The organism is Isoptericola cucumis, from assembly GCF_014635665.1.
Lineage (GTDB): Bacteria > Actinomycetota > Actinomycetes > Actinomycetales > Cellulomonadaceae > Isoptericola > Isoptericola cucumis.
Genome location: NZ_BMDG01000010.1, coordinates 15,137 through 29,404, shown reverse-complemented (window position 1 = coordinate 29,404; position 14,268 = coordinate 15,137). Strand labels below are relative to the sequence as shown.

Genomic DNA, 14,268 nt, shown 5'->3' with positions numbered 1-14,268 from the left:
TGGGAGCCTCGACGGGCGTTGTCCCTGGTCGCACCGTATCGCGCGGCGCCGGGCCTCGCCGGGGGTTGCGTGCGCGTGGCGCACGTCCGGGTGGCCGGGACGGCTCGACCCGGGCGGGCGGGTAGGCCACAGTAGGGGGCATGACGACACCAGTGAACGTCACGGTCACCGGAGCTGCGGGCCAGATCGGGTACGCGCTGCTCTTCCGGATCGCGTCGGGCGCGATGCTCGGCCCTGACACCCCCGTGCGGCTGCGACTGCTCGAGATCCCGCAGGCCGTCAAGGCCGCGGAGGGCACCGCGATGGAGCTCGACGACTGCGCCTTCCCGCTGCTGGACGGCGTGGACATCCACGACGACCCGGCGCGCGGGTTCGAGGGCACCAACGTCGCGCTGCTCGTGGGTGCCCGGCCGCGCGGGCCGGGCATGGAGCGTGCGGACCTGCTGGAGGCCAACGGCGGGATCTTCGGCCCGCAGGGCCGGGCCATCAACGACCACGCCGCCGACGACGTGCGGGTGCTCGTCGTCGGGAACCCCGCGAACACGAACGCCCTCATCGCCGCCTCGCACGCCCCGGACGTCGGCAAGGACCGCTTCACGGCGATGACGCGGCTCGACCACAACCGGGCGCTGTCGCAGGCCGCGGCCCGCGCGGGGGTGCCGGTGTCGCAGGTCAAGCGGCTGACGATCTGGGGCAACCACTCCGCCTCCCAGTACCCGGACCTGTTCCACGCCGAGGTGGGCGGCCGCCCGGGGGCCGCGCTGGCGGTCGACCGGGCCTGGCTCACGGAGGACTTCGTCCCGACGGTGGCCAAGCGCGGTGCGGCGATCATCGACGCGCGCGGGGCGTCGTCGGCGGCGTCGGCGGCGAACGCGGCCATCGACCACGTGCGCGACTGGGTGCTGGGCACGCCGGAGGGCGACTGGACCAGCGCCGGCCTGTGGTCGACGGGCGCCTACGGCGTCCCGGAGGGGCTGGTGTCGTCGTTCCCGGTGACGTCGTCGGGCGGGGCGTGGGACGTGGTCGACGGGCTCGAGGTCGACGACTTCTCCCGGGCACGCATCGACGCCAGCGTCGCGGAGCTGGTCGAAGAGCGGGAGGCCGTGCGCGCGCTCGGCCTGATCTGACGCCGACCCGGGCGGCGGGCCGCCGCCCGGGTCCGCCGCCGTCGCGACGCCGTGAAAAAGCGTGCCCGCTGTCGGACGCGCCGCATAGGGTCGTCAGGCCATGATCGAAGCCCCCGCCGGCACGCGCCCGGAACACCTGACGTCGGCGGCAACCGCCGACCGCCCCACCGACCCGTCCCGCCGGCTGGACTGGCGACGTCTGCGCGGGCCGGTGGCTGTCGTCGCGCTGCTCGCGCTGACGCTCGGCGCCGTCGGGACCGCACTCGGCACGGTCGTCGCGGGACGCCTCGCCGAGGACCCGACCGGCGCGCTGCTCGCGCTCCTGGGGATCTGCGTCGTGGGCGCGGCCCTGTTCGACACCGCCGGGCAGGTCGTGTGGGCGGGCGTCGTCGACCGCGCCGAGGGGAAGCTGCGCGGCGACCTGCTCACGGCGGCGCTGCACCAGCCGCTGGAGACCCTCACGGAGCAGGCCGTGGGCGAGGTGCTGGACCGCGTCGACGACGACACGCACGCCGTGGGCACGCTCGTGCGCCGGCAGCTGTGGGGCGCCGGGCGCACGGTCGTGGGCGTCGTACCGATGTGGGTCGTGGCGGGCGTGACGTGGTGGCCGGCGTGGGTCCTGTTCCCGGTGCTCGGTGCGCTCGCGTGGCTGCTCGTGCGCCCGATGCTGGGCGAGATCTCTCGGCGCAAGGTGATCGAGGAGGCCGCCTGGACCGACCACGCCGCGGCCTTCGAGGAGGCCGTCGCGGCCCGCAACGACCTGCGCACCAGCCTGGGGCAGCCGTTCGCGATCCGCCGCCTGGCCCAGCGCTCGTCCCAGGTGCACCGCAAGTTCGCCGACGTGGTGCGCGTGGAGTCGCGGATGCTGCGCCGGGCAGGGCTGGTGCTGGCCGCGCTGCTCGCGGCCGTCGCCGTCGCGGGCGCCGCGATCGCCTCGGGCGGCGGGATGCGGGTCCAGGACCTCGTCACCCTCTTCCTCGTCACCGCCATGTTCGTGGGGCAGGTGGACAACCTCGTCCACCACCTCCCGGACATCCAGGAGGGCCTCGGGGCCATCACCCGCATCCGGCAGATGCTGTCCGTGGAGCCGGAGCCGACCGGCGGCGACGACCTGCCGGAGGGCCCCGTCGGCATCGAGCTGCGCGACCTGCACTTCTCGTACGCCGAGGGCACCTTCGCCCTGCAGGGCGTGAACCTCCGGGTGCCCGCGGGCGAGACGGTGGCTCTGGTGGGCCGTACCGGCTCGGGCAAGTCGACGCTCGCGTCGCTGCTGTCGCGGGCCGTGGAGCCCGAGCCCGGTTCCGTGTTCCTCGGGGGACGCGACGTCGTCGGGATGGACCTGCAGAAGCTGCGCGCGGCGGTGGGCGTCGTGACGCAGCGGACGGAGGTCCTCGCGGGCACGCTCGCGGAGAACATCGCGCTCTTCTCGGACGTGCCGCGGGCCGACGTCGAGGCGGCGGTCCGCGAGCTCCGGCTCGACGACTGGGTCGCCGGGCTCCCGGACGGGCTGGACACGCTGCTCGGCCCGGGCGGCACGACGCTCTCGGCGGGTGAGGAGCAGCTCGTCGCGTTCGCGCGGCTGCTGGTCCGGGACGTGCAGGTGGTCGTGCTCGACGAGGCGACCGCGCGCATGGACCCGCTCACGGAGGCCCGCGTCGTGTCGGCGTCCGAGCGGCTGCTCACCGGGCGTACCGGCGTGCTCGTCGCCCACCGGCTCACGACCATCGAGCGGGCCGACCTCGTCGCCGTGCTCGACCACGGGCGCGTGGTGCAGCAGGGGCCGCGCGAGCGGCTGGCCCACGAGCCGGGGCCGTACCGGGCCCTCCTGGAGGCGAGCAGCAGCGAGTCCGGGGCGCCGTCGGTCGACCCGGCGGACGCCGCTCCGGCCGGACCGTTCGACGACGTCGCCACCGCGGGGGCCGACGTCGCTGCCGCGGTGCCCGGCGGTGATGCCGTCGGCGGCCGGCGCCGGCGCGGCGAGGCGCCGGAGCTGGCCGATCCCGGGGACGGCCCGAGCCTGGCCCGCGGGGTGCTGCACGCGCTGGTCGTGCGGCCGGCGTGGGGCGTGATGGGTGCTGTGCTGTTCCTGGTCACGAGCCTGGTCTCCGCGCAGGGCGCGATCACCGGGTTCCTGTGGGGGCATGCGGTCGAGGGGCTGCCGACCGACGGCTTCCCGACGCTGCTGCTCGTGCTGCTGAGCGTGCTGCTGCTCGCCGCGCCCCTGTGCCTCGCCCGCGCGCTGTACGTCTACCCGCGCTGGTGGGTCGAGGTCCTGCTGCGCGTGCGCATGGCGGTCATGGCGGGCCAGACGCGGCAGCACCGGCTCACGGCCGACCCGCCCGGCGAGATCGTGGCCCGCGCCATGGACTCGGACCGGTTCGTGCGGTACGCGGACCGCTGGGTGGACTTCGCCAACGGCCTCGTGATCGCGGGCGCGACCGCGCTGCTGAGCGGCTCGTGGCTGGCGGGGGCGGTGCTGCTCGCGGTGATGGTCGTGTCCGCCGCGGCGTCGGCGATCGGCCGGCCGATCGCCGGACGCTCGGCCACGCGTTCGTCGATCGCGCGGGCCGGTTTCGGTCGTGCCCTGGTCTCGGCGCTCGACTCCGCCCGCACCGTCAAGCTGGCCGCGCGCACGCCGCAGGTGCACGCGCACCTGCGCTGGGTCGACGCCGGCCGGGTGCGGGCGGCGATCTTCGAGCACCGGGTGCAGGCCGCCCTCGACGGGGTGCCGCTGATCATGATCCAGCTCGGCCTCGTCGCCGCCTGGGCCGGCTACCTCACGGACACCTGGGGGCTGGCGACCGCGCTGCTCGTCGCCAACGCCGTGACCGGCTTCGGCTGGTTCGGCGTGGTCGCGGGCGCGGTCGTGACGGAGGCGCCGGGCACGCGCACCTGGCAGCAGGCGACCAGCCGGTACGCGGCCGGGACGGACCTGATGGACCTCCCGCCCGGCGTGGACCTGCTCAGCGGCGCCGCCCCGGACCCGCAGCCCGGAGAGCACCGCCCGCTGGAGCGCCTCGACCTGGCCGGCATGACCGCGGTGCACGACGACGGCACGATCGGCGTCTCCGGGGTGGACCTGTCCGTGGGGCGCGGGGAGCTGGTGCTGCTGCTCGGCCAGGTGGGCTCGGGCAAGTCGAGCCTGCTGTCGGCGCTCGCGGGCCTCATGGAGCACACGGGCCGGATCCGGTGGAACGGGACGGACGTCGGCGACGCCCAGACGTTCCTGCGCCCCGGGCAGGTGGCCCACGTCGCACAGGTGCCCCGCGTGCTGTCCGGGACGTTCACCGACAACGTGCGGCTGGACCACGACCGCGCGGTGAGCGGGCCGGTGGCGGCGGCCCGTCTGGAGCAGGACGTGGCGGAGGCGGGCGGCCCGGACTCGCTGGTCGGGCACCGGGGCGTGCGCCTGTCGGGCGGCCAGGTGCAGCGGCTGGCGCTCGCCCGTGCGCTCGCGACGGACACCGAGCTGCTGCTGGCCGACGACGTCTCCAGCGCCCTGGACGCGGCCACGGAGATCGAGCTCTGGGAGTCGTTGCGGGCGCGGGGGACCACGGTGGTCGGCTCGACCTCCAAGCGGGCCGCGCTCGCCCGCGCGGACCGGGTGGTCGTGCTGGTGGACGGCGAGATCGCGGACGTCGCGCCGTGGCGCGACCTGGCGCCGCGGTGGGGGCACCTGGCGGGCTGACGACCCGACACCTCGCTGTACCCATTGCTGCAAGATTGCAGCAATGGGTACAGTCGCCCGAGGTCGCGACCGCCGCGCCCGGACGACGAAGGAGTCCTCCATGCCCCGAAGCAGCAGTCCGCCCACGCCGGGGCGCCGTGTCGCGGCGCTGACGGCCGCCGTGACGGCCCTCCTGGCCGGAGCCACCGGTCTGGGCGGCGCACTGACGTCGGCCGCGGACCCCGGCGACCCGGTGGACGCGGCGCAGCAGGCCGCGCACTGGGTGCGTGAGGACGTCGTCCTCGTTCCGGGTGACCTCGGGAAGGGGGACGACTGGACGCTGTGGACGACGCCGGAGGGCGGCCTCGCCGTCAGGGACGGACAGGTGCGCGGGCCCGGCGGCGGCGAGCTGCCGGACGGCGCCGCGTCGTACGACCTGGAGCCCGCCGGAGACGTGCCGGACGACGTCGCGCACGACTTCCCGGCGCTCGCGGGCCACACGGCGCTCGCGCCCGTGGGGTCGGCAGGAACGGCCCGTGCCGGTGACCGCCTCGGCCGCGCTGAGGTCGCGGAGCTCCTGACGGGTCAGCTCCTCGTCACCCGTTCCTCTGGCGACCGGGTCACCGCGGCGACGGGGATGCAGGTGCCGGGCGTGCTCGACGACCTGTACAGCGAGCAGGCGTCACAGCGTACGTTCGGCGCGCAGAGGCACCCGAGCGGCAGGTGGGCGTCGTTCGCGCTGTGGGCGCCGACGGCGCAGGACGTCGACCTGCTGGTCTGGCCCGCGGGCCGTGGCCTGGGTGACGACCCCGAGCGCTTCGACACCGTGCGCCAGCGTGACGGCTCCTGGACGCTCGACGGCAAGCGGGCGGCGAAGCGGCTCGCCTGGGACGGCGCGCGGTACCGGTACGCGGTGACGGTCTACGTGCCGAGCACCGGGAAGGTCGAGACCAACGTCGTCACCGACCCGTACTCGCATGCGCTCACGCTGGACTCGACGCACTCCGTCGTCGTCGACCTCGACGACGAGCGCTGGCAGCCGAAGGTCTGGCGGCAAGCGCGGCAGCCCGTCGTGGAGCGGGCCGTGGACCAGACGATCTACGAGCTGCACGTGCGCGACTTCTCGATCTCGGACGAGACGGTGCCGACCGAGGAGCGCGGCACGTACCTCGCGTTCGGCGAGAAGCGCTCGGACGGCATGACGCACCTGCGTCGGCTCGCCGACGCCGGCATGACGACCGTGCACCTGCTGCCCACGTTCGACATCGCGACGATCCCCGAGGACCGCGCGGACCAGGCGACCGCGGGCGACCTGTCCGGGTTCGCGCCCGACGGCGAGGAGCAGCAGGCGGCGGTGGCCGACGTCGCGGCGAGCGACGGCTTCAACTGGGGCTACGACCCGTACCACTTCAGCGTCCCCGAGGGCTCGTACGCCACGGACGCGGACGGCGGCGCGCGCGTGGCCGAGTTCCGCACGATGGTGGGCTCGCTGCACGACGCGGGCCTGCAGGTGGTGCTCGACCAGGTGTTCAACCACACCGCCGCGAGCGGGCAGGACGCGACGAGCGTGCTCGACCGGGTCGTGCCGGGCTACTACCAGCGCCTGAACCCCACCACGGGGGCGGTCGAGACCAGCACGTGCTGCCAGAACGTCGCCACGGAGCACGCGATGGCCGAGAAGCTGATGGTCGACTCGGTGGTCACGTGGGCCCGCGACTACAAGGTGGACGGCTTCCGCTTCGACCTCATGGGCCACCACAGCCGCTCGACCATGCTGGCCGTGCGCGAGGCGCTCGACGACCTGACCGTCCGCGAGGACGGCGTCGACGGGTCCGCCGTCTACCTGTACGGCGAGGGCTGGAACTTCGGCGAGGTCGCGGACAACGCCCTGTTCACGCAGGCCACGCAGGGGCAGCTCGGCGGGACCGGCATCGGTACCTTCAGCGACCGGCTGCGGGACGCGGTGCACGGCGGGTCGCCGGTGGACGCCGCCTCGCGCTTCACGCAGGGCTTCGGCACGGGCCTGTTCACCGACCCGAACGGGCGGGAGGCCACCGAGGGGGAGCCGGGCAGCGTCAACGACGGCTCCGGAGACGAGGCCGCGGACCTGGCCCACCAGAGCGACCTCGTGCGGCTCGGCCTCGCCGGCAACCTGCGGGACTTCGCGTTCCGGGCGTCCGACGACGGCGTCGGTGAGGTCACGAGGGGCGCGGACCTCGACTACAACGGCGCGCCGGCGGGGTACGCGGACTCGCCGGAGGAGGTCGTCACGTACGTCGACGCGCACGACAACGAGACGCTCTTCGACCTGCTGACGCTCAAGCTGCCGCAGGACACGTCGATGGACGACCGGGTGCGGATGAACACCGTGTCGCTCGCGACGACGGCGCTCGCCCAGACCCCGTCGTTCTGGCACGCGGGCACGGACCTGCTGCGTTCGAAGTCGCTCGACCGCAACTCCTACGACTCGGGCGACTGGTTCAACGCGATCGACTGGTCGGGGCAGGACAACGGCTTCGGCCGCGGACTGCCTCCCGCGGCGGACAACGAGGACGCCTGGCCGGACATGGCACCGCTGCTGGCGAACCCGGACCTCAAGCCCGCGCCGTCGGACATCGCGACGGCGTCCCGCGCGGCGCGCGAGCTGCTGCAGCTGCGGTCGTCGACGGACCTGTTCCGCCTCGGCAGCGCCCGGCTGATCGAGCAGAAGGTCTCGTTCCCGGCGGCGGGGCCGGATGCCGTGCCCGGCGTCGTGGCGATGTCGGTCGACGACACGGTCGGCCGCGACGTCGACCGGCGGCTGGACGGCGTGCTCACGGTGCTCAATGCGTCGCCCGAGCCGGTGACGCTGGACCTGCCCGAGCTGGCCGGGCGCGACTACCGGCTCTCGCGCGTGCAGGCGCGAGGGAGCGACGACGTCGTGCGCACGACGTCGTGGGACGAGGGCTCCGGGACGGTCACCGTGCCGGGCCGCACCGTGTCCGTGCTGGTCGACCCCCAGCGCTGACCCCCGACGCTTCGGGCCCCGAACGTTGCCTTCGGGGCCCGAAGCAAGGGAGACTCCCGTGCGACGGCCGACCGCCGGGCACCCCGCGCCCCGATGTGAGGGCTCACATCGGGGCGATGCCACGATCATGCCGATCGCGTGCGTGCCGCGCCGCGCCACCCGACGAGCCGTGACCGGATCGTTATCGCCTCGCTCCCGACCCCACTTTGACTTCGAGACTCGAAGACAGCAGTCTGGGACGCGGATCGGCTCGGCCGACCGGGCTCGCCCGGTCCGGACCGGGCGCCGGCGGCGATGGTCGCCACCGGTGGACCTCGAGGACGAGAAGGAGCGCGAGGATGCGACTCGCCAAGACGATGAGCGCCGTGGCCGGCGGCGCTGCGCTGACGCTGGCCCTGGCCGCCTGCGGTGGCTCGGGCGCCGGTGGTGGCGGCGCGGACGGCGCCGCGGGGAACGGCGACGAGGAGGTCAAGGTCGGCGTCGCGATGCCGACCCAGACCTACGAGCGCTGGATCCAGGACGGCAACAACGTCAAGAAGGGGCTGGAGGAGCACGGGTACACCGTCGACCTGCAGTTCGCGAACGACGACATCCCCACCCAGACGCAGCAGATCGACTCGATGATCACCGAGGGTGTCGACGCCCTGATCATCGCCTCGATCGACGGCACGGCGCTGTCCAGCCAGCTCGACGCGGCCGCCGCGGCGAACATCCCGGTCATCGCCTACGACCGCCTGATCAACAACAGCCCGAACGTCGACTTCTACGTGACGTTCGACAACTACGAGGTGGGCGTGGCGCAGGCGAACTCGCTGCTGCGCGGCCTCGGCGTGCTGGACAAGGACGGCGAGAAGACGGGCGAGAAGGGGCCGTTCAACGTCGAGATCTTCGCCGGCTCGGCCGACGACAACAACTCGCGCTTCTTCTACGACGGCGCGATGGACACGCTCAAGCCGTACCTCGACGACGGCACGCTGACCGTGCCGTCGGGGCAGACCGACTTCGACACGGTGGCCACGCAGCGCTGGCAGCAGGAGACCGCGCAGAAGCGCATGGAGGACCTGCTGACGTCCACCTACAACGGTGGCACGAAGCTCGACGGCGTCCTCTCGCCGGCCGACCCGCTGTCGCGCGGCATCATCACCGCGCTGCGCGGTGCGGGCATGGGCCCGACCCTCGAGGACGGGCTGCCCGCGGTCACGGGCCAGGACGCGGAGATCGCGTCGATCAAGCTGATCGACGACGGCGTGCAGTCCTCGACCATCTTCAAGGACACGCGTGACCTCGCGGACGAGGCCGTGAACGCCGCCGCCGCGTTCGTGGAGGGCGAGGAGCCCGACGCGAACGACACGGAGACCTACGACAACGGCGAGAAGGTCGTGCCCGCGCACCTGCTGGACATCCAGCCCGTGTTCAAGGACGACATCAAGCCGGTGCTCATCGACTCCGAGTACTACACGGCGGACGAGGTCAAGAAGGGCCAGACCGACTGACCCCCCCGTGCGGACGGACCCGTCCCGTCGCCCGCTCACGCGGCGCGGCCGGGCGGGTCCGTCCCGGGCCGCCCGCCAGGGAGCGGGCCCACAGCCTCACAGGAAAGGACGAGGGCGCATGAACGCACCCCACGTCGACGCGCGCACACCAGGGAGGGCCTCGCGATGAGCACCATTCTCGAGATGCGCTCGATCGTCAAGGAGTTCCCCGGCGTCAAGGCGCTGGACGGCGTCGACCTCGACGTCACCCGCGGAGAGATCCACGCGATCTGCGGCGAGAACGGGGCCGGCAAGTCCACCCTGATGAAGGTGCTCTCGGGCGTGTACCCGCACGGCACCTACGACGGGGAGATCGTCTTCGACGGCTCGGCGGCCGAGTTCGGCTCGATCAACGACTCCGAGGCACGAGGCGTCGTCATCATCCACCAGGAGCTCGCCCTGGTGCCGTACCTGTCGGTGGCCGAGAACATCTTCCTCGGCAACGAGCGCCGTGGCCGCGCCGGGCTGATCGACTGGAACCAGTCGAACGCCGAGGCCGCGAAGCTGCTGGCCCGCGTCGGGCTCGACGAGAACCCGCTCACCCCGGTCGGCACCCTCGGCGTCGGCAAGCAGCAGCTCATCGAGATCGCCAAGGCGCTCTCGAAGGAGGTCCGGCTGCTCATCCTCGACGAGCCGACGGCCGCGCTCAACGACACCGACTCCGAGCACCTGCTCGACCTGCTGCGCCACCTCAAGGGGCAGGGCATCACGTCGATCATCATCTCGCACAAGCTCAACGAGATCGCCGAGATCGCCGACCGCACCACGATCATCCGCGACGGCCGGACCATCGAGACCATCGACATGTCCGAGCCCACGTCCACCCAGGACCGGATCATCCGCGGCATGGTCGGCCGCGACCTGGAGCACCGGTACCCCGAGCGCGCGTCGGTCGTGGGTGACGAGGTGCTGCGCGTGGAGGACTGGACCGTCTTCCACCCGACCCAGCCGGGCCGCAAGGTGGTCGACGGCGCGTCCTTCAACGTCCGCGCCGGGGAGGTCGTCGGCATCGCCGGCCTCATGGGCGCCGGGCGCACGGAGCTGGCGATGAGCATCTTCGGACGCTCGTACGGGCGCAACATCTCCGGCCGGCTGTACAAGGACGGCAAGGAGATCCAGGCGCGCAACGTGTCGGAGGCGATCGGGCACCACATCGCCTACGCCACGGAGGACCGCAAGGTCTACGGCCTCAACCTCATCGACGACATCCGGCACAACGTGTCCTCGGCCGGTCTCGGCCAGCTCGCCCCGCGCGGCTGGGTGAACGGGAACGAGGAGCTGCGGGTCGCCGAGGAGTACCGCTCCAGCCTCAACATCAAGACCCCGAACGTCCTGGCGTCCGTCGGCAAGCTGTCCGGCGGCAACCAGCAGAAGGTCGTGCTGTCCAAGTGGCTGTACACCGACCCGGACGTCCTCATCGTCGACGAGCCCACGCGCGGCATCGACGTCGGGGCCAAGTACGAGATCTACACGATCATCAACAAGATGGTCGCGGCCGGCAAGGCCGTGGTGGTCATCTCCTCCGAGCTGCCCGAGCTGCTCGGCATCTGCGACCGCGTGTACACGCTCGCGTTCGGCCGTATCACCGGTGAGGTCCCCGTCGCCGAGGCGACGCAGGAGGGCCTCATGGAGCTCATGACCATCGAGCGCGACCAGCCCCTGCCCACGAAGGAAAACGCCTCATGAACGCCATCGCCTCGATCCGGGACGTCATCACCCGGAACATGCGCCAGAGCGGGATCCTCGTCGCGTTCGTCGTGATCGTCGCGATCTTCGCCCTGCTCAACCCGATGTTCCTGTCGCCGACGAACCTGACGAACATCGTCCTGCAGTACACCTACATCCTCATCCTGGCGATCGGGATGGTGATGGTCATCGTCGCCGGGCAGATCGACCTGTCGGTCGGGTCGGTGGTGGCGCTCACGGGCGCCGTCTCGGCCGTGGTGGTCATCAAGATGGGCATGCCCTGGTGGATGGGCGTGCTCGCCGCGCTCGTCGTCGGCCTGCTGGTCGGCGCGTGGCAGGGCTTCTGGGTCGCCTACGTGGGCATCCCCGGCTTCATCGTCACCCTGGCGGGCATGCTGCTGTTCCGCGGCCTGACGTACGTGGTGCTCGACAACGTCTCGCTGTCGCCCTTCGGCGGCACCTACTACGGCATCGCGAACGGGTTCGTCAACGGGCTGCTCGGCGGCTACGGGGTCGACACCTTCACGCTGGTGATCTTCGCGATCGCGGTGGTGGGCTTCGGGGTCAGCCAGTGGCGCACCCGCCAGGGCAAGATCGCCTACCAGCAGACGGTCGAGTCGCTGCCGCTGTTCGTCGTCAAGCTCGTCGTCCTCGCGGCCGTCGTGATGTGGTTCGCCTACCAGCTCGCCTCGAGCCGCGGGCTGCCGGTCGTGCTGATCATCCTCGCTGCGCTGACCATCGTGTACGCCCTCGTCACGCAGAAGTCGGTCTTCGGCCGGCACGTGTACGCCATCGGCGGCAACCAGCACGCCGCCGAGCTGTCCGGCGTGAAGGTCAAGAAGATCAACTTCTGGGTCTTCGTCAACATGGGGCTGCTCGCCTCCGTCGCCGGCATCGTGTACTCGTCGCGCGTCAACGGCGCCCAGCCGGCGGCGGGGAACATGTTCGAGCTCGACGCCATCGCCGCGTGCTTCATCGGTGGCGCGTCGACGTCCGGCGGCGTCGGCCGCGTGGGCGGCGCCCTCATCGGTGGTCTGATCATGGCCGTCATGTCGAACGGCATGCAGCTCATGGGCGTCCCGACCTCGGTGCAGCCCATCGTCAAGGGCCTCGTGCTGCTGCTGGCCGTCGCCTTCGACATCTACAACCGGCGCCGCGCGGCCGCGCTGCGCTGACCGGACCCGGCCGGGCCCCCGGCCGGACCACCCACGCTGCGACGCGCGGGACGGCGAGACACCGCCGTCCCGCGCGTCGTCGCACCATAGACTTCCCCGCGTGAGAGGACGGCTGCCGATGGTGGGGTCGCAGTCCTCGTTGCGCGAGGCCAACCGCGCGAGGGTCGTCGACGCGGTCAAGCGGCACGGCGGCCTGACGCAGGTCGAGCTGACGGGAGCGACGGGGCTCTCGCCGGCGACGGTGTCGACGATCGTCAAGGAGCTCGTGGCCGCCGAGCTGGTCGAGGTGCGCAGCACCGTCCGCTCGGGCCGGCGCGCGCAGCTCGTGACGCTCGCGCACCGCGTCGGCCTGGTCGCCGGAGTGCTCGTCGGAAGCCGCCACCTGAGCGTCGCCGTCTCGGACGTGTCGCACGAGGTGCTTGCCGAGCAGGTGCTGCCGCTGCCGGCCGACCACCGCGCCGACACGAGTCTCGACCGCGCCGCCCTGCTCGTGGTCGACCTGGTCGAGCGGGTCGGCGCCGACCTCGGCGAGGTGCTCGGCATCGGCGTGGGGCTGCCCGCCCCGGTCGACTCCTCGACGGGACAGGTCACCGTGCGGGGCATCCTGCGCGGGTGGGACGGCGTCCCGGTGGCGCAGGTGCTGTCCAAACGGCTCGCGCGGCCGGTGTTCGTCGACAACGACGCGAACCTGGGCGCGCTCGCCGAGAGCACCGTGGGGGCGGCGCGCGACGTCCACGACTCCTTGTACGTGCGTGCCGGGCACGGCGTGGGTGCGGGGATCGTCCTCGGCGGCCGGGTGCACCGGGGCGCGGCGGGGACCGCCGGCGAGATCGGGCACGTCCAGGTCGACCCGGCGGGCAACATCTGCTCGTGCGGCAGCCGCGGCTGCCTCGACACGGTCGTGGGGGACCGGGCGCTGCTCGAGCCGCTGCGCAGCAGCCACGGGCGCCTCACCCTGCGCGACGTCGTCCGGCTCGCGAACGACGACGACCCGGGCTGCCGGGAGATCGTCGCCGACGCGGGTACGGTGATCGGCGGCGTGGTCGCGGGACTGGCGACCTCGCTCAACCCGCAGCGCGTGGTCGTCGGGGGCGTGCTCGCCGGCACCGGCGAGGCGTTCCTCGGCCCGTTCCGGGAGGCGCTGCGACGGCGCACGCTCCTGCAGCAGGTGGTGCCGCTCGAGGTGGTGCCCGCGCAGCTCGGCACGCGCGCCGAGCTCGAGGGGGCGGTGGCCCTCGCGCTGGCGCACACCGACGTGTTCGACCGGCCCGACGAGACGACGCAGGGAGGGACCTCGTGACGCCACGCACGCCGTTGCTCGCGCTGCGGCAGGTCAGCAAGTACTTCGGTGCCGTGGAGGCGCTGGTCGATGTCGACCTCGACGTGCACGCCCACGAGGTCGTGGCTCTCGTGGGCGACAACGGCGCCGGCAAGTCGACGCTGGCCAAGGTGGTGTCCGGGGTGCTGAGCCCCGACTCGGGCCTGGTCGAGATCGAGGGTGAGCAGGTCACGATCGGCTCGCCGTCGGCCGCCAACCGGCTCGGGGTCGCGAGCGTCTTCCAGGACCTCGCCGTGGCGGAGAACCTCGACGTCACGGCGAACGTCTTCCTCGGCCAGGAGCTGCGCTCGAGGATCGGTCTCCTGCACGACGGCGAGATGGAGACCGAGACGCGCAAGCTGCTGGACCACCTCACCGTGCGGATCCCGTCGGTGCGCACGCCGTTGCGTCACCTGTCGGCCGGGCAGCGTCAGGCGGTCGCGATCGCGCGCACCCTGATCGGCTCCCCGCGCATCGTCGTGCTCGACGAGCCCACGGCCGCGCTGTCGGTGGCGCAGACCGCCGAGGTGCTCACGCACATCGAGCGGCTGCGCGACCTGGGTCTGGGCGTGATCCTCATCAGCCACAACCTCAACGACGTGCGTGCCGTGTCCGACCGCATCGAGGTGCTGCGCCACGGGCGCAACAACGGCTCGTTCCCCGCGTCCGCCGCGCACGAGGAGATCCTCGCCGCGATCACCGGCGCTTCCTGACCCGGGCGGACCCGGCGATCGGCCGCGTTCCGGGGACCTTGGC

General features: G+C 72.8%; 8 protein-coding genes. All 8 read left to right on the top strand.

Annotation, left to right across the window (positions count from 1 at the left end; genetic code table 11):
* The first annotated feature begins 140 nt into the window (after positions 1-140).
* The 8 genes from IEW03_RS14355 (at position 141) to IEW03_RS14320 (ending at position 14,225) form a co-directional block, all read left to right on the top strand.
* Positions 141-1,127 (top strand): malate dehydrogenase, encoded by a 987-nt coding sequence (locus tag IEW03_RS14355; RefSeq protein WP_188524391.1) that lies wholly within the window; start codon positions 141-143, stop codon positions 1,125-1,127.
* A gap of 100 nt (positions 1,128-1,227) precedes the next feature.
* A complete protein-coding gene (locus tag IEW03_RS14350) occupies positions 1,228-4,815 on the top strand; it encodes an ATP-binding cassette domain-containing protein (RefSeq protein WP_188524390.1) in 3,588 nt (1,195 codons plus the stop codon).
* Positions 4,816-4,915: 100 nt separating this feature from the next.
* Complete coding sequence (pulA, locus tag IEW03_RS14345; protein ID WP_188524389.1) at positions 4,916-7,801, top strand: pullulanase-type alpha-1,6-glucosidase; 2,886 nt, start codon at positions 4,916-4,918, stop codon at positions 7,799-7,801.
* A 338-nt stretch (positions 7,802-8,139) separates the two neighbouring features.
* Positions 8,140-9,294, top strand: a complete 1,155-nt coding sequence (gene chvE, locus IEW03_RS14340; RefSeq protein WP_188524388.1) for a multiple monosaccharide ABC transporter substrate-binding protein — start codon at positions 8,140-8,142, stop codon at positions 9,292-9,294.
* Positions 9,295-9,459: 165 nt separating this feature from the next.
* The gene (gene mmsA / locus IEW03_RS14335) at positions 9,460-11,019 is read left to right on the top strand and encodes a multiple monosaccharide ABC transporter ATP-binding protein (RefSeq protein WP_188524387.1); all 1,560 of its coding nucleotides are present in this window, start codon (positions 9,460-9,462) and stop codon (positions 11,017-11,019) included.
* Entirely contained in the window at positions 11,016-12,194 is a 1,179-nt protein-coding gene (gene mmsB / locus IEW03_RS14330; RefSeq protein WP_188524386.1) for a multiple monosaccharide ABC transporter permease, read from the top strand. The genes mmsA and mmsB overlap by 4 nt, the downstream gene beginning before the upstream one ends.
* A gap of 118 nt (positions 12,195-12,312) precedes the next feature.
* On the top strand, positions 12,313-13,494 hold the full coding sequence (locus IEW03_RS14325) for an ROK family transcriptional regulator (RefSeq protein WP_188524561.1): 1,182 nt from the start codon (positions 12,313-12,315) through the stop codon (positions 13,492-13,494).
* Complete coding sequence (locus IEW03_RS14320; protein ID WP_188524385.1) at positions 13,491-14,225, top strand: ATP-binding cassette domain-containing protein; 735 nt, start codon at positions 13,491-13,493, stop codon at positions 14,223-14,225. The genes IEW03_RS14325 and IEW03_RS14320 overlap by 4 nt, the downstream gene beginning before the upstream one ends.
* Positions 14,226-14,268 lie beyond the last annotated feature (43 nt).